The following is a 16830-nucleotide window of genomic DNA, read 5'->3' as shown; positions in this document are numbered from 1 at the left end:
GAAACGAAAATATTCTCCAAATAAAAAACGGACGTTCAAATTAATGATCGTCCGTCTTTCGTTCCAAACTACCAATTAAGACAGCTTAATCTTACCCGGTAATGCCTGACGAGCGGCAGAACCGACAACCCAATCAAGTAGTACACCTTTGCCTTCGCGAGTTGGATCAATGAGGCCGATATCATTGATATTCACCCCATCACTAGATTTCATTTTCACTGGTTGTTGCTTATCGCCAATCCAATGAGCACGCTCACCAAGTTCGGTATGACCAAAACCATGTTCAAAGCCGAGTACTCCACGGTGAATTCCATCCACCAGCATTGCCGTTGCTTTGATCGAGTGAGTTGGTGTTTCAATCGTAAACTGATCACCGGTTTGCACACCGTATTGTTTGGCATCTTGTGGGTGAATATAAACCGGGTTGTTACCTTTAATCGAATTCAAACGTGGTGAAAGATTTGATACCGCGCTATGAATATTCGACTTAAAGTTCGTTAAAGTAAACGGCCACTCTGACTTAGCATACATATCCTCTATCGCTGTACCATCTGCCAGCTTTTGTGGGTACCAAGTCGGACAACCCGAGTACAACTCACCAGTCATAGTATTACGCGAGGTACCAAGCTTTTCATTCCAAATCGCCACTGGTTTTTGCCATTGATACTTCATGACATCACCTTTGTAAGCTTCAGTGGCATTTTCAAACCGTCCACCACGAGCATAAATAAAGGCTACTTTGGCTAATTCATCTTTATTTAAAACCCGCTGCATATCAGGTAATAAACGCTCTAACCCAGAAAAGTAAATGTCTTCACTGCTGGCATTCGGCGTTCCACCAGCAACATAAGCAAGATTAGCGGCTGATCGTAGGTAAAAATCTGCCGCATTATGAATGCCATGCCAGTTACCTTGCGTATCTTTAATCGCCTTATCACCAAAACCGCCTAGCTTCATACTTTTGGCCATATCAATTAAGAATGTTTCTAAGCAGATCTCACGACCATCGGCAGTCTTTTCAGTACGAGCTTCCACAATCGGCCAACGCGCTGTTACTGCTTTAGTTGGAACATCATGCCAAGGCCCCGCCATTCCCCAACTTTCATAAGTCACGGTATCTGGCACGATATAGTCAGAAATTGCCGTGGTTTCATTGATAAAAGCATCAACTGAAACAATCAAAGGTAACTCTTTCGGATCACACAATTTCTCACGCAATAATGTCGTTAATCCCGGCACACCATATAGTGGGTTCGCCATATGGTTGATCCAAGCTTTTAAGCGATATGGATAACCATCAATCGCCGCAGATAAATGCTCGGTTAGCAATGGCGCTGAAATTGGATACCAAGGAGCACGAGTTGGATACGGTGATTCACCGGCTTCAACACGACGTTTATATTCAGTCGTTTTTTGGTATGGGAATTTAGAGCGAGAAAGGAATATCCCCTTAGGCGCAACCATGCCATCAAATTGAGTAAAATCATAACGTGGACCAGCCGCCGAAGTAGGATAACCACCCGCCTTAGCTTTCATTCCGCCTTTTTTGTTGATGTTACCTAACATGGCGTTTAGCATCACGATACTGAAGGCATTATAGAAACCATTGCTGTGCATATTGCCGCCATGAGTATCGACAACAGATTTGCTACCGTGTTTATGCAATTTGGCTGCTAATTTAGTCATTTGATTGGCAGGAATACCACAAAGCTCAGCGAATTCTTCAATAGAGTATTCAAATGCCGCCTGTTTTAGTTGTTGCATCGATGAACGAACTGCAACCTCACCATGTGGCGTGTTGACCTTTTGATCGACATATAACTGCGCAGGTTGGTCTTGAGTATGAAGAGCTAATTCGCCACTAGACTCGTCAACAATCACATAAGCATCACCATCTGACAGCTTATCTCCGTTATAATCCCAACCAAGATCCGACGCACGTAAGAAACCACCTTCTCGCTCGTGGCCTTGCTCAACAATCACTAGATGAGTTGCGTTACACCAGTGAGCATTACCGGCTTTTTTCATCGCTGCAGCACTAGGCTGTGCTAGGAAGTTTTTATCGTATTTATCGTTACTGATCATCCATTGAATAATGGCTAATACTAAGGCTGAATCGGTTCCCGGTTTGATGGCTAACCAATGGTTATTATTACCCGTAGCAAGGCTAGTCGACATTTGCAGAGTTGGCGTGACAACCGTGTATTCAAAATTACCACGTGTACGTGCATTGGCCAATTGACGCGCTTGACGTTTAAATGGGTTTCCCGCTTGGGCAGGCGCAGTCCCAATGAACAATGCAAATTCTGCATTTTCAAAATCAGGCTTCATGTGGGCATTTTTATCCAGATCATTCATAAATGCACCAGAGCCCGCACGGAATCCATAACCACAATATGAACCATGGTGACCAAAGTTACGGGTACCAAAGCTATTAAAAGCAAAACGTTTAATGATGTCATCACGACCTTCATTACCCGCATTGGTCATTAATAATTGGTTGGCAAGTGGGCCGTATTCAGGATTATTCTGATCAACAGGTGTTTTAATATCACGAATCGCTTGTAAGCCATCGACGTGACCTTCACCAAATAAATCGCCACCTTCAACTACTTCCTTTAATAATTGCTCATAGCTAATTGGCTGCCACTTACCTTCACCACGCTTACCAACACGTTTTAATGGTTGAGTAATACGATATGGGCTGGTGCGTACATCCATCATGGCATTACCACGCGCACAAGCCGTCGAACGACCTTCAATACCTGCTTCACCGGTTAATGATAAATAAGCGTCTTTAACGGGTGTTTCAAAAGGAATTTTTTGCTCACTGGAAAGTGGATGATAAGGATTGCCTGAAATACGCAAGATCTCATCGGTTTCGTTATCAACACGAACACGAACCCCACATAAAGTCCAACAACCAAAACACATTGATGGCGCAACACGCTGTTTCGGATTAGCGATTAAATTACCGTTTTTTACCTTGTATTCTGGATCAAGTGAATTACCAAAGTGAATATGCTTGGTTTTCTCTCCAGATGTACCTTCGATAATGCCTTTTGCGGTATGAGCTGCAGTTGAAGAATAGCCCGCAGCAAACGCAACACCGCCCCCAACAGCAAGACCAGATTTAATAAACTTACGACGTTTGTTATCCATGATGACCTCTTACTCTTGAGTTAATAAAGGAGTGTTTGATACTACTGACTTTTCAGATTTAGATTGCACTACTTCGCTTAATATCACTGCCAGTAATAACCACAACCCAGCCATGCCGACGACCCCTAACATACCCGGTGCACCTAATGGCAAATCATAAGGGTACGGACCTTGGTCATATTTCGGCAGAGTTTGTACTTCAATCATGGTCATCCAACGAATCGCCCAACAAGTTGCAATAGTAAGAGCACTGCAAGCCAGTAATGAAAGTCGCTTAAATTGCTGGCCACGCATTACGGCTAACGCCATCACCAAACAAGCGGCAAACGCTGCCATCATTAACACTAGATTGCTAAACCAACTACCGTATTGCAGTAAGTTCATATAAGCCCCATTCGATACCCAGATTGGCAATAAAATTAACGACAATACTGAGCAAATCACCACACAACGTTTCAGCAGCCTCATATCAGTGTGAGTCAGCTCAATGCCCTTATCTTGATTTGGCATCAAATTCAAAATAAACAAAGTAAAGCCAATCGCGCCAAAGAAAGCCGTCACAAACCATAAAATAGGTGAAACTGGTTGGTGCCACATTGGACGAGCTACAACTGCGTAAATTTCCATTCCGGTGTATAGAGCAATTGATAAACCAGATAGAACCGTTACTCCAGCAACCGCAGTCATTAATTTAGTGGATGCTTGCCACTGACCTAGTGTCAATAAACCGACTAGACGAAGTAATTTATTCTCGCTACTTACTAGTTTGCTTATTTCAGGACGTAAATATAACCATGCAGAAAGAACCGCTAACATAGAAAATATTGGCAATAAAATGGCACCACGCGACATCCAAGACCAAGAGGTTAAATGAGGAAAGAAATGCCAAGCACGACCCGGTTGGTGTAAATCAGCGGTTAAAGCTAACGGACCAACAATCGCACAAATACCTAAACATAATGCCAAAGCTGCACGTAATGTATGACTCGTCTTATCGCGTAGCACTAGGCTGATGAAAAATAAAATTGCCGCTGCATACGCCGAGCCAATGTAGAAAAAGTATTGCACTGCCCACGGGAGCCAAGCCACAGTCTGAGACGGAATTAAAACTTCAGTAATATTCATTAGTGCTCTCCTTGAGGGTCATAAATCGCCGCTTTGCCTTCAATATGTGAGGTAAACTCATCTTGCAAACCGATATAGAACACATGCGGTTGTGTTCCCGCTTCCGGTTTGAGCACTTTGATTTGATCTTTATGCTCGGCGAGTAAACGGCTAATTTCACTATTGGGATCTTTAATATCACCAATCACACGCGCGCCACCGACACAGGTTTCCACGCACGCTGGTAGCAAGCCATCTTCTAAACGATGAGCACAAAAAGTACATTTATCAGCGGTAAGAGTTTCTTCATTGATAAAACGAGCATCGTAAGGACAAGCTTGCACGCAATAAGCACAAGCCACGCAGCGTTTGTTATCGACCATCACAATACCATCTTCGCGCTGGAAGGTTGCTTGTACGGGGCAAACCGCTACACAAGGAGGATTTTCACAATGATTACACAAGCGTGGTAAAGTAAACACCTTGGTTTCTTGTTGCGCTGTGGAACCATCATCTAAGGTCACTTCATACTGTTTGACGGTCGTGCGGAATTGGCCAATTGGTGCTTGGTTTTCAATACTGCAACCAACTGTACAGGCTTGGCAACCAACACATTTACGCAGGTCTACTACCATGGCATAACGTTTACCTTTCATGCCTTGACGGCCTGGCTCTTGGTTATTACGAATGATAGGTGCGGCGGTCGCCACCGGAATAATGGCAGCTCCGGCAGAAACTGCACCGAGACCGCGGAGAAAGCGTCGTTTAGTTTGATCCATGAGATTAGCCTTGCTGGTGATAACTCTTAAGGGGTATTCTCACTAATGGATACTTTTTGCTCTATTGTGGTTTTCCACATAACCCAAGCTGACTTGATCTAAAACAAGTTTTGCCTGAACTATTTCAACGAGGAAAGCATGTGAAGCGCTTCATGACACAACTCACTCAAACTAGATGGTGGTCGCTTCACCTATTATTGATTACCTTTGGGGTAAGTATTTTCTCTGTCGCTCGTGCTGAGAGTTCACAGCCTCCCTTTCAACCTAGATCTCAAACTCAATCGATTCAAGTTGCCGTACTCGCGACTCGCGGCAACCCTCAAACAATACAACGCTGGCAACCGACCATTGATTGGCTCAATCAACAATTACCTCAATATCAATTTTATCTACGGCCAAGAAACCTTGAGCAAATGGAAGAAGTGATAAAAAATAACAGCGCAGAATTTGTGCTCACCAATCCTGGTCAATCGGTAAAATTAGGTTGGCAATATCCGTTATCTTGGATTGCCACACTCAAAAGCCCGTGGCCAAATGGCACCAATCAAGCGCTCGGCAGCGCATTGGTGGTAAGAAATAACAGCTCATTTATCGATTTAGAAGATTTACAAAATAGTCACGCGGTTGCCGTATCACCAGATGCGTTTGGCGGTTTTCTAACCTTAAGTCGCTACTTAAAATCCCAACAACAAGACCCTAGTCGGTTCTTCAAAAAAATTGATTATCTGGGCTTTCCGATTGATGCCATGTTGTATCACTTGCGTGACCATCAATCCGATGTGGCGATCACCCCAGCCTGCTTATTAGAAAATATGGATAAAGAAGGACTGATCGATAAATCACAATTTCGAGTAATCAATAATAGCGCACCACAAGACTTTCCTTGCGCCGTATCTACCCCACTGTATCCCAATTGGTCATTTGCCAAGACCAGCAAAGCTAACGAAGTCGTCGCCACTGCCACAGCTCAAGCATTATTAAACCTACCGAAAGACAGCCTAGCCGCCGTTGCCGCTAAATCACAAGGTTGGTCATCGCCGATCAGTTCATTAAGCGTAGTAAAAATGTACCGTGACCTTAATATTCACCCGCAGCAAACACCTTGGTGGCAACAGGCTTTAATATGGCTAAAACAACATCAACAATGGGCGTGGGGCGCCGCTATTTTATTTATCGCTCTGAATATTTATCACTTTTGGTTAGAATTTCGTTTTAATCGCAACCAAAAACTACTCAATAAAGCGCAATTAGATCTAAAACAAAAAAGTCAGATGTTAGAGCATGCACAGCGGGTAGCGATTGTCGGTGGGCTTGGGACTAATCTAGCCCATGAAATCAATCAACCTCTTTCAGCAATTCGTAATTATAGCCAAGGTGCAAAACTGCGGATTGAAAAAGGTGCTGATGCCGCCAGCCTAGCGCCAATTATGGATAAGATTGAACAACAAATCGTGCGAGTCGATGCTATTGTGCAACGCTTGAGAACTTTAATCACCAAGCGCACGTTGGCTAAGCAGAACCTAAATATCAATGCATTAATCGATGACACTTTAGCCCTGCTCGACCACGACTTAGCGGATAAAAATATACAAATTAAAGTATTATCAAATGGTCACCCACGAGAAATTTATGCTGATGCGGTCGGTTTACAACAAGTGTTCGTCAACATCATCAATAATGCTACTGACTCTTGTCTCAACTACCCTCAAGAACCAAGCAATCTCATTCAAATTGTTACTCATTATACCGATCATCAACTGGATATTTACTTGCGTGATAATGGCGCGGGCTTAGCTCACCCTATCAGCGAGTTACAAAGTGCTTTTGTCAGTACCAAAGAAAAAGGATTAGGCTTAGGTTTATCAATTTGCCACGATATTATTGAACATCACCATGGTCATTTTACTTTATCTCCCATTGAGCCACATGGTTGTGAAGCGCATATTCAATTACCCTACTTGCCACTTTCTGCCAATCAACAAAATAGTTAAAGGATCACTATGACTCAGTTACCGATTTATTTAGTTGATGATGATGAATCTGTACTCGATTCTCTTGCCTTTTTATTGCAAGAGTTTGAATACCAAGTACAGTGCTTTTCTGATGGTGAGACCTTTATCCAACAAGCTAAACTCGACCAGGCAGGTTGTGTAGTACTCGATAGCCGCATGCCCAATATGCGGGGACAGCAAATACACCAACTGTTGCAGCAACAACATAGTCCATTAGGCGTGATTTATTTAACCGGGCATGGTGATATACCAATGGCAGTCGAAGCGTTAAAGCAAGGCGCGGTGGACTTCTTACAAAAGCCTGTAGATGGCAAAGTATTGGTAGAGGCAATCAACAAAGCGTGTGATTATTCAGAGCTAGCCGCTCAAGCAAGCAACATACAAAAGGCATTTGAATCTTTAACTGAGCGGGAGCAGGCAATTTTAAGATTGGTTGTACAGGGGATGAAGAATCAACAAATTGCCGATAAGTTATGTATTGCGGTGCGAACGGTCGAAGTACACCGTTCAAATTTAATGAAGAAGTTTTCTGCAAAAAGTATTGCTGAATTGGTGATGCAATATGCTCAACTTAAGCATTAACTGGATATCTATCCCCAAATGACCTCAAGATGAAGCTCCCGAAGGGCGTTATTCAATGTAGCGATTTAAGTCCCACCACTTTTCCTGTCATTTTTTTCGGAAACGAGATTGGATCAACCGAATTAAAGTGAGATAAACGTTGTTCGATACGCGCTTCTTGTTTCGCAATTTTGGCTTCTTGCTTTTTTAATTTAAGTTCTTGTTTTAAGACTTTCTTATGTTTCTTGGCTAACTTACGCTGCTTTTTCAGCAATTTTTTCATTTGTTTCTGTTGTTTCTTCTGTGTTTTTAAACCTTTCTTCAAGATTTGTAATTGCTGCTTGAATTCATTAGGAGCAAGTAAAGGTTGGGCTTCAAGTTCTGGCATCGCTGGTTCAATACTAGGCTTAGTGATCACTTTTGATGGCACTACTAAATTCACACCATTAGTCATAGGCTGAATGGTTGCTTGTTGGCTATATTCACGTTGCGCTTTCATCGCTTTAGCTTTCGCGATCACGTCAGGCACATTGCTCGCCTGAATAGGCAATAATGCTTGAGTCATTGCTTTATCGAGCTGACTAGATTGAGAAAGCTTGGCAAGAGAGACAGGTTTGCATAGTGCGCTTTTTTGATTCGACGTTCGTGCGCAAGAGCCACAATAAAATTGCGAATCCAACACTAACTTGTCGATTTTTCCGGCTTTGATATCGCGGCGAGAAAATTTACATAAAGACTTTGCCATAACTACACACCCTAATGAAATGACCAATCGCAATTACGATAAGGCAAATAACAACGATTCTCATTTCTTTATAGAGTTAAATATCATTAAATACAAGTGAAAATTACTCGCATTTGAAAGCAGTTATGACAAAGGCTTGATTTTCAGATTATTTTTTCTTTTTGTGAATGTACTTCTGTTCTACATCAACTAGAGCAATTGGGTCTAGAAAAGATCGACCAATCAAAATCGCATTGATCATGTGGTCACGATCGACCAAGTTAAATGGCGTGGTATAGGTCTTATCTCCCAGCTTAATATCGAGCTCAACAATAGGGCGACGTGAGGTTTCTGGGCTTGAAGATTGTTTAATATGCACCCAGCGCTTCACTGGCAAGGTAAGTTCTTTACTGACATCATCTTTGGCTTTGATTTTAAACGACACCATATCTTTGCCGTCTTTTTCAAAGTCATGAATATCAATAGCGTTGATTGACGAAGTGGTCGCGCCAGTATCTATTTTGGCGATAGTGCGCTGATCGGTATCTAACACCGTGACCCACTCTTTTTCACCGACCACGATTTTATCTTGCAGTAATTGAGCGACATCTTGTTGCGGCTCGGCAGCTACCACAAGCGAAGATAAAGGAATGAATAACGAAGCGGTCAGTAAAACTTGAGAAAATTTCATAATCACCTTTAATATCTGAATATAAATATCCCAATCATTTGGGAACGACTCTTATTCGGACACCATGATCACACATTAATTCATTAGACCATGTCAGCTTTGTGTCACCATACTGTTCAAAACATACACATCAAAACGGTTTTTTTTGGTTTCAATCGCCATGCTCGGTTTCTGCTGATTAAGCCATGGTGCGTAGTCTGGGCGCTTTACCACTACTCGTTTAGTCGCCAGTTGCAGTGCTGGTTCTAATAACCCATCAGCATCATTATCGGCCCCCACCAGCGATTGAAACACACGCATTTCTTTTTTAACTAACGCGCTTTTCTTTTTATTTTCAGGATGAGGATACATAGGATCTAGGTAGACCACATCTGGCTGAACGAAATCGCTTTGCACCATTAATCGCTGTAAGGCATCGTGACTTGAAGCATGCAATAAGCTCATGCGCTCACTGACCCATTCACCGATTTCAGCATCTTGCTTAGCTCGGATTAAACCATCATCCAATAAAGCGGCGACGACGGGATTACGCTCTACCATTTGAACTTTGCAACCTAACGATGCCAGTACAAATGCATCGCGTCCTAATCCGGCTGTGGCATCCAACACACTAGGTGTCGCACCTTTGTTTAAGCCCGCAGCTTTAGCGATCGCTTGACCTTTCCCCCCACCAAACTTGCGACGATGAGCGACTGCGCCACCAGCTAAATCCACATAAATCGCGCCAAGCTTAGGTTCATCTAGTTTACGCAACTCTAAACGCTGCTCGGTAAGAACCAAAGCAAATACGCTATCAGGCTGATGGCTAAGTTGCCAACGTGCAGCAATCTCATCTAATTGAGCTTGCTGAGAAGGGGTATCACAACATAAGTTCAGCTGCACACAAACTCCAAAAATAATACAGATTCAAATAATAACGCGGCATTATCCGTTATCTGGAAGATAAGATGAAGCAGGTTGTGGAATAAACTCTTCGACCAATTGTGCTAATGGCTTAGGCGCGCTAATCAAGTAGCCTTGAGCATAATCGACACCTAAATCTATTAAGCACGATAATATCTCATCATTTTCCACAAACTCCGCCACTGTTTGCTTGCCAAGTTGCTTAACTAAATTGTGAATTGATTTCACTAAAATATAGTCCACTTCATCTTGATGCATATCTCGCACAAAGCAACCATCAATTTTAACGATATCTAACGGTAAGGTTTTTAAATAAGCAAAAGAAGACAAGCCTGAACCAAAATCATCTAATGCAATCTTGCAACCTAATTGCTTTAAGCGGGTAAATAGCTGGGAGGCTTGTAGCATGTTCCCAACCGCAGCCGTCTCTGTGATTTCAATACAGATTTTTTCTGTCGGCACAGTGGTGTTTTGCAGCAGGTCAATCAGAAAAGCAATAAAATCTTTATCACCCATAGACTGACCCGAAAGGTTGATCGAGCAACGGCCTAGCTTATCAATGGCATCTGGATGATCCTCAAACCAAGCTAAAGTTTGCTTAAATACTTGGCGATCAATCAAATGAGCAAGGTTGTAGCGTTCAATTGCCGGCATAAAAATTCCCGGCGACATCAGTTTATCGTTCTTATCACGTAAACGTACCAAAATTTCAAAGTGTAACTTGTCGCTTGGAGATGACGAAATATCTAAAATAGGTTGAGCGTAAAGTTCTACCCGGTCATTAGCCAAGGCGTCATGCACTTGATTGACACAGGCCATTTCTAACTCTCGATGACGGAAGCTCTTATCATCACCATTATAAAAATGCGCTCGATTTCGTCCTTCTTCTTTAGCTAAATGGCAGGCTGTATCTGCCTGGGCATTCACTCTTTGCACCGACTTTGCGGTGTAATCAATTTTACGGATCCCGATCGAGCAATTTAAATTAAAGTGGATGCCTCGCCACATAAACTGGCTTTGATTAAACGCATCGAGAATCGACTGAGCAAATTGCCTCACCTCCTCTTCATCGCAATCACGTAATAAAATGGCAAACTCATCGCCACCGGTTCTTGCTAGTGTTGCTTTTTGGGGGATTAATTGAGCTAACAACTCAGCGACATAGACAATTGCAGCATCTCCAGCTTCATGACCAACCGTATCATTGATTAATTTAAACTGGTCAAGATCAAGATAAAATAAGGCATGCACACGTATATTACCTTTCACTTCCTTTAAAGCAGTGACGAGTTGTTGCTCAAAATGATATCGGTTATACAAGCCAGTTAAACCATCGTAATGAGCTTGATATTCTAGTTGCTCCGCTAACAAGTGAGTTTCGGTAATATCTTCACCGACAATTAATAATTGACGAGTTTCTGGAATTTGACGAATATTTTCTCTTATCCACACAGACTGACCCATATGATCAATATATTGGATTTCACGACGCGCGACTAAAGCATGTTTTTTTTGTGGTTGACGTAACTTTTCTAACGCACTGATCTCGCTGGTTTGAGCATAAAAACTTTGCAGTTTTCGCCCTAAGATTTACAAGTTATCGTAACCTAAGATTTCAGAAGTAAACTTGTTGGCTGCTTGAATACAATCATGCTCATCAAGGGTTAGCATCATCACCGGCTGTAATTGGTAGTAATTTCTAAACTTCGCCTCATTCTCAATTAAGCGTTTTTCTGCCAATTTATGAGCCGTTATATCCTTGCCTTCGAATAAATATTGTTCATCATGACCATCCACTGTTGGTAATTTTTTAATACTTAAATCTAAAATAATCGGTCCAATATTCGTTCTTATTAATTCAACCTCAAGGCGAACTACCCCTTCTTGTTGCGCTTTTAGGTACGCCTGTTGAACTTTTTCACCACTCGCTTCTCCCCATCCGCCATAAGTCCAAACGGGGTGACCGTAATCAAAATTCGGGTCATACACCCATTCTTGCAAAGTCTGATTACTAGAGATTAACCGCCCTTTTTCATCAACAATACCAATGGCTTGCCTACTTAAGTCATAAACCGTTTCCAATAAATACTGACTTTGCTGTGATTGATTTTCAGTAATACGAACACGCTTAAAATGACGAATAATAAAAAATAAAACCATCGCCAATACAATGAAATAAACGAAAAATTGCAGCATATCATTGGGGTGAGGAATATCTGTAAAACTAGATTGGGCTTGGCTGATGACTGCCGGTGAGTTTGTTTCAAGCATAGTAGGCTCTATACTTGATCCACTCTCACTTGCCCAAGCGAAATCACTCGCGAAGGTAATAACCAAAGTTATAAAATATCGAAAATCTACATTCATTTAGTGCAAGCTATGTCTTTAGTGAGAAAGTAACACCGAATTGTTCAGTGCCTAAATAAAAAAGCGAGTAATAACTCTCTTTAACAATAATGACTTATGTTATTAACCTTACCAACTATTTTGCTGTTTTGTTTGTTATATTCGTAAGCAAAAGCAAAAAATTAAATTAAATAATCTCAATGTAATGAATTAAGGAATCAACATGCCCGATCCTAATGTTCGATTAGATGAGCTTGATAAAGCAATTCTGAAGATTTTAATGGCAGACGCACGAACGCCTTATGCAGAAATGGCCAAACGCTTTGATGTCAGCCCCGCAACAGTGCATGTTCGAGTTGAAAAAATGCGAGCGGCCAAAGTCATCGAAGGCACTGAAGTTGTGGTTAATGCGAAGAAGCTAGGCTATGACGTGTGTTGCTTTATTGGAATAAACCTTAATGCCGCGCGAGATTATCACTCGGCAATTGAAAAACTAAATGCATTAGATGAAGTAGTTGAAGCCTACTACACCACCGGTGCCTACAATATTTTCGTCAAGTTGATGTGTAAAAATATTGAAGAGCTGCAATACGTTTTAATTGATAAACTACAAGCGATTGATGAGGTGCAATCGACCGAAACACTGATTTCATTACAAAACCCAATTAACCGTAACGTTAATCCATAAGCCTATCATTTAAAACAAGTGACTTCCGTTCTGTCCTTTCAATATGAAATTATTTTGACAGCCGCTTCTCTGCAATATTAACGTTACATTTCATCATTAACCTCTGCTCATCTTTGATAATAACAATAGGAAATCAATTATGAGCAAGCAAAACCCGTCTAAAGCTGATATTAGCGATTTTTCACAAATTATTGAGAAAGGGCTGAGCCGTCGTCGTTTTCTACAAACCACTGCAGCAGGTAGCTCAGCCGCTTTTTTTGCCGCCTCTCCGATTGCTAATGCCATGGTTCGCCCACCTAAAGCCCCTGAATTACTCGGCTTTTCTCCTATATCATCCTCAACCCAAGATAGTGTTATTGTCCCTAGGGGATACCGTGCAGAATCTTTAATTTCTTGGGGTGATGCTATCAAGCCTACGGCCGCGGCATTTTCTCAATCAAACTCAGCGGTCGACCAAGAAATGCAATTTGGCGATAACAATGATGGCATGACTTTCCTACCTCTTAGTCGCAATCGTGCAGTATTAGCGGTCAACAATGAAAATACCGATTACCGAACTTTATTTGATGACCAAGGCGAGAACCTAACCGCGGAAAAAGTTCGTCGTTCTCAAGCAGCGGTTGGTGTTTCTATTGTTGAATTGCGCAAGGGTGCACAAGGCTGGGAAGTCAATGTCGATGGTCGTTTAAACCGTCGCATCACCGCTTATACAGAAATGGAATTAACCGGCCCTGCGGCAGGAAGCGATAAAGTCAAAACCCACGCTGACCCAACAGGCACACAAGTTCTTGGCACTTTTAATAACTGTGCCAATGGCGCAACACCTTGGGGAACCTACCTTACCTGTGAAGAAAATTTTAATGGTCTCTTTGGTAGTCAAAATGAAATTGAAGTACCGGAAGACGATGCACGCTACGGCATTAATTCAGGCAATAGCTGGTTTAATTGGCATCAATTTGATGAACGCTTTGATATCGAAAAAGAACCGAATGAAAATCATCGCCATGGTTGGGTAGTGGAAATTGACCCAATGAATCCAAATTCCAAACCGAAAAAACGCACTGCATTAGGTCGTTTCAAACATGAAAATGCAGCGTTAACCATCGACAAAAATGGTCGTGTAATCATCTACCTTGGGGATGATGAACGAGGCGAGCATATTTATAAGTTTGTATCAAAAGGCAAATATAAAGCCCATAAACCAGAAGCTAACCGAGATTTACTGGATGAAGGTACTTTGTATGTCGCTAAATTTACCGCCAAAGATGGTGATATGCATGGTAAAGGTGAATGGCTTGAGCTAACTTTTGGCAAAAATGGCCTAACCCCAGAAAATGGTTTTAATAGCCAAGCAGATGTACTCATTTTTGCACGTAAAGCCGCGACTCAAGTCGGCGCAACCACCATGGATCGCCCTGAATGGGTTGCCGTTCACCCTGATAATGAGCAAGTTTTTTGTACACTCACTAACAATAAATATCGTGGTGTACGTGACGACCAAGAAGTCAACCCAGCCAACCCACGAGAAGACAATATCTACGGTCATATCATCCGTTGGCAACCGAAAAATGGCAAACACGATTCCGAGCAATTCTTCTGGGATATCTATGTATTAGCCGGCAACCCAGAGATTTATGCCAGTGATGATCCCCGTTCAGGCAGTGATAATATTACGCCTGAAAACATGTTCAATAGCCCCGATGGCATTGGGTTTGATAAAGATGGCCGCTTATGGATTCAAACCGATGGCAACTACTCAAACTCAGGCGATTTTGCTGGTATGGGCAATAACCAAATGTTGTGTGGCGATCCCAATACTGGTGAAATCAAGCGTTTCTTAACCGGCCCAACGGGTTGTGAAATTACCGGACTAACCTTTAGCCCAGATTACCGAACCATGTTTGTTGGCGTGCAACATCCAACCGGTTCTTATTCCGCAATTGATGGTATTCCACGTTCTACCGTCATCAAAATCACTCGTGAAGATGGTGGGGTGATAGGAGCGTAAATAGCAGTCCCTAGGTTGCTAGTCCCTGGTTCCTAGAAAAACACTGTCGCTATAAAAAATACTAAACCAGAAACGCACTGTGCGCTTCTGGTTTTTTATGTCCAACAATCAACGTTCTTCCACTTCCTAGAAACTAGAAACTAGGAACTTGAAACTAGGGACTTCTCTTTATAACACCTCGGTTGCCTTGGACACATTCCTCCACGTGAACAAATCACTCTCGCCTGATTTTCGATGCCGCGTTCAATCCAATTAATATTTAAAATCCGCGCCACGGTAAGTAGCTGTTGTTTTATTTGGTAAGGGATCTCACATTGCCCACCTTTGCGCACACACTCTTTTTGCAGAGCAGTGGCTATCGCAACCGCATCTTCCCCTTGAGCTTCTAACGCTGGATTCAAATCAACGCCCGAACATAGCACATGGTAATTGCCCGCCATGTCTTTAACTTTAACCGACTCACAGCAATAAATATGTGGCACACCATCTTGATTCAACACTGAAATTTGCGCAACTGGCGTATTACCTGGAATACCTATCATACGAAATACCGACCAATGCTGACACGGATCTTCTACCATACGCATATTACCCCAAGGTAGAGGAATACCATTGCCACGATATACTGCTTTTAGCTTACCGGGATTATAAGCATCGAAATAATGCCAATGAGGATACGGTGATACCGCAGTCATACGACGCATGACAACTGACTCTGACACGCCAATTAATTTACTCACACTAATCTCATAACCATGCCGGTCGAGTAACTGACGAAATGGTACTTTCGGGCATAACAAGGCACCAGCAAAAAATGAGCATTCAAAGTCTCGCCAAGCTTGCAAAATATGTTTGGAATCGAGGTTATTCACATCTCGTGTTTGATCCGGCATTAAAGTAGATAAATTACGATTATCCGAGGCAATAACATGCTTTTCACCATCACTGTTGTGCAACACTTTATGGCCTATGTGTACCGCTAAATCATATTTAAGTTTTTCTGGGGTGGCTTTTAGTGCACGGTTGATTCGGATTACCCCCGGTGCTTCAGCATAAGAACGCACAATATGTTTGGACTTCACCCCATGAATATCCTCCACATCTTGTGATGGCTCATCGAACCATTTGATCTTTACACCGACTTCCTGACAAATATCCAATAAATCTTCAACCGACAACGGCATACGTTTTTGGCCAACTTTTTCTGCCGCCTTTTCAAGATCAGGAAAATGATTTTGATGATGTTCTTGGTGAGCACGAATCAAAAGATGGGCAAACTGATGCCCAGTAGTGCCGGTTTGTGACAGCATTTCAGGAATAGCAATTTGTAAAATATCATTGGAAAACAAAAAGCTTGGTTCAAGCACCATACCATTAATGCCACCACGACTCCCCTTTTCTGGGGTGATTTCTTGCTCTTCACTGGCATCATCTAAAAACCACTGCAACGGCTTTTGAAATACCTGCGCGATCACATCCAACATCGCTTCACTTGGCACTCGCTTGCCTCGTTCAATCATCGAAAGATACGACACCGACGGGGCATCTTCAGGGTCAATTTTAATGCAACGTGACGATAAATCTTCCAAGGTTAAACCATTACGTTTCCGTAAGTTACGAACCTTAGTGCCGAGAAAGTGTGACTGTCTATTTAACGAACTTGATGCCTTCATCCCTGACCTCTTATTTGTAAAATTTACACTGTGTAATTTTCTTTGTGAAATTTTAGTTATTTTATCGCTATTCTTTTAGTCACAGGATAAAAAAGCAGCATTTTATGTTCAACTTTAAGACAGCGGTCACTGATTAAGAAAACGGTGGCTCAAAAACAAGTCGTAACATGAGGGAACGA

At 42.2% G+C, this 16830-nt stretch carries 13 protein-coding genes; 4 read left to right on the top strand and 9 right to left on the bottom strand.

From position 1 onward, the window contains the following. Nucleotides 1-75: 75 nt before the first annotated feature. The 3 genes from QQJ93_RS08515 to dsrO are packed head-to-tail and all read right to left on the bottom strand — an operon-like array spanning nucleotide 76 to nucleotide 5045. On the bottom strand, nucleotides 76-3162 hold the full coding sequence (locus tag QQJ93_RS08515) for a tetrathionate reductase subunit A (RefSeq protein WP_089125012.1): 3087 nt from the start codon (nucleotides 3160-3162) through the stop codon (nucleotides 76-78). Nucleotides 3163-3171: 9 nt separating this feature from the next. Continuing rightward, nucleotides 3172-4287, bottom strand: coding sequence for an NrfD/PsrC family molybdoenzyme membrane anchor subunit (nrfD, locus tag QQJ93_RS08510; RefSeq protein ID WP_089125013.1), 1116 nt, complete (start codon nucleotides 4285-4287; stop codon nucleotides 3172-3174). Next, nucleotides 4287-5045 (bottom strand): sulfate reduction electron transfer complex DsrMKJOP subunit DsrO, encoded by a 759-nt coding sequence (gene dsrO / locus QQJ93_RS08505; protein ID WP_089125014.1) that lies wholly within the window; start codon nucleotides 5043-5045, stop codon nucleotides 4287-4289. Before dsrO ends, nrfD begins: the two co-directional genes overlap by 1 nt. A gap of 152 nt (nucleotides 5046-5197) precedes the next feature. On the opposite strand from dsrO, the gene QQJ93_RS08500 reads away from it, so the two are divergent. Together QQJ93_RS08500 and QQJ93_RS08495 are read left to right on the top strand one after the other, a co-directional pair. Next, the gene (locus QQJ93_RS08500; protein WP_089125052.1) at nucleotides 5198-7036 is read left to right on the top strand and encodes a sensor histidine kinase; all 1839 of its coding nucleotides are present in this window, start codon (nucleotides 5198-5200) and stop codon (nucleotides 7034-7036) included. Between the two features lie 9 nt (nucleotides 7037-7045). Next, nucleotides 7046-7639 (top strand): response regulator transcription factor, encoded by a 594-nt coding sequence (locus QQJ93_RS08495; RefSeq protein ID WP_089125015.1) that lies wholly within the window; start codon nucleotides 7046-7048, stop codon nucleotides 7637-7639. Between the two features lie 52 nt (nucleotides 7640-7691). Here the strand turns inward: QQJ93_RS08495 and QQJ93_RS08490 are convergent, their stop codons facing one another. The 5 genes from QQJ93_RS08490 to QQJ93_RS08470 all read right to left on the bottom strand — a co-directional run bounded on the left by QQJ93_RS08490 (nucleotide 7692) and on the right by QQJ93_RS08470 (nucleotide 12207). Continuing rightward, nucleotides 7692-8363, bottom strand: coding sequence for a hypothetical protein (locus tag QQJ93_RS08490; RefSeq protein ID WP_089125016.1), 672 nt, complete (start codon nucleotides 8361-8363; stop codon nucleotides 7692-7694). A gap of 148 nt (nucleotides 8364-8511) precedes the next feature. Then, nucleotides 8512-9033, bottom strand: coding sequence for an ATP-dependent zinc protease family protein (locus tag QQJ93_RS08485; protein WP_089125017.1), 522 nt, complete (start codon nucleotides 9031-9033; stop codon nucleotides 8512-8514). Nucleotides 9034-9126: 93 nt separating this feature from the next. Continuing rightward, nucleotides 9127-9915: a class I SAM-dependent methyltransferase gene (locus QQJ93_RS08480; protein ID WP_089125018.1), complete on the bottom strand. Its 789-nt coding sequence runs from the start codon at nucleotides 9913-9915 to the stop codon at nucleotides 9127-9129. A gap of 42 nt (nucleotides 9916-9957) precedes the next feature. Then, complete coding sequence (locus QQJ93_RS08475; protein WP_284186075.1) at nucleotides 9958-11388, bottom strand: putative bifunctional diguanylate cyclase/phosphodiesterase; 1431 nt, start codon at nucleotides 11386-11388, stop codon at nucleotides 9958-9960. A 138-nt stretch (nucleotides 11389-11526) separates the two neighbouring features. Further along, nucleotides 11527-12207, bottom strand: a complete 681-nt coding sequence (locus QQJ93_RS08470; RefSeq protein WP_284186074.1) for a PAS domain-containing protein — start codon at nucleotides 12205-12207, stop codon at nucleotides 11527-11529. Nucleotides 12208-12505: 298 nt separating this feature from the next. Here QQJ93_RS08470 and asnC point away from each other — a divergent pair, with 298 nt between their 5' ends. Then, a complete protein-coding gene (asnC, locus tag QQJ93_RS08465) occupies nucleotides 12506-12970 on the top strand; it encodes a transcriptional regulator AsnC (protein ID WP_089125020.1) in 465 nt (154 codons plus the stop codon). A 139-nt stretch (nucleotides 12971-13109) separates the two neighbouring features. Then, nucleotides 13110-14978, top strand: a complete 1869-nt coding sequence (locus QQJ93_RS08460; RefSeq protein ID WP_089125021.1) for a PhoX family protein — start codon at nucleotides 13110-13112, stop codon at nucleotides 14976-14978. A 140-nt stretch (nucleotides 14979-15118) separates the two neighbouring features. On the opposite strand, the gene QQJ93_RS08455 is transcribed toward QQJ93_RS08460, so the two are convergent. Next, nucleotides 15119-16651: a DUF3612 domain-containing protein gene (locus QQJ93_RS08455; protein ID WP_089125022.1), complete on the bottom strand. Its 1533-nt coding sequence runs from the start codon at nucleotides 16649-16651 to the stop codon at nucleotides 15119-15121. Nucleotides 16652-16830 lie beyond the last annotated feature (179 nt).

The sequence above is a fragment of the Vibrio algivorus genome (assembly GCF_030161215.1).
Classification (GTDB): Bacteria; Pseudomonadota; Gammaproteobacteria; order Enterobacterales; family Vibrionaceae; genus Vibrio; species Vibrio algivorus.
The sequence above is the reverse complement of the archived record's forward strand: the minus strand, read 5'-3'. Positions and strand labels throughout refer to the sequence as shown.

What these genes read in the sequence shown, in the direction of transcription:
- QQJ93_RS08515 (WP_089125012.1), bottom strand. Translation starts at nt 3,162, where the DNA reads ATGGATAACAAACGTCGTAAGTTTATTAAATCTGGTCTTGCTGTTGGG.
- nrfD (WP_089125013.1), bottom strand. Translation starts at nt 4,287, where the DNA reads ATGAATATTACTGAAGTTTTAATTCCGTCTCAGACTGTGGCTTGGCTC.
- dsrO (WP_089125014.1), bottom strand. Translation starts at nt 5,045, where the DNA reads ATGGATCAAACTAAACGACGCTTTCTCCGCGGTCTCGGTGCAGTTTCT.
- QQJ93_RS08500 (WP_089125052.1), top strand. Translation starts at nt 5,198, where the DNA reads ATGACACAACTCACTCAAACTAGATGGTGGTCGCTTCACCTATTATTG.
- QQJ93_RS08495 (WP_089125015.1), top strand. Translation starts at nt 7,046, where the DNA reads ATGACTCAGTTACCGATTTATTTAGTTGATGATGATGAATCTGTACTC.
- QQJ93_RS08490 (WP_089125016.1), bottom strand. Translation starts at nt 8,363, where the DNA reads ATGGCAAAGTCTTTATGTAAATTTTCTCGCCGCGATATCAAAGCCGGA.
- QQJ93_RS08485 (WP_089125017.1), bottom strand. Translation starts at nt 9,033, where the DNA reads ATGAAATTTTCTCAAGTTTTACTGACCGCTTCGTTATTCATTCCTTTA.
- QQJ93_RS08470 (WP_284186074.1), bottom strand. Translation starts at nt 12,207, where the DNA reads ATGCTTGAAACAAACTCACCGGCAGTCATCAGCCAAGCCCAATCTAGT.
- asnC (WP_089125020.1), top strand. Translation starts at nt 12,506, where the DNA reads ATGCCCGATCCTAATGTTCGATTAGATGAGCTTGATAAAGCAATTCTG.
- QQJ93_RS08460 (WP_089125021.1), top strand. Translation starts at nt 13,110, where the DNA reads ATGAGCAAGCAAAACCCGTCTAAAGCTGATATTAGCGATTTTTCACAA.
- QQJ93_RS08455 (WP_089125022.1), bottom strand. Translation starts at nt 16,651, where the DNA reads ATGAAGGCATCAAGTTCGTTAAATAGACAGTCACACTTTCTCGGCACT.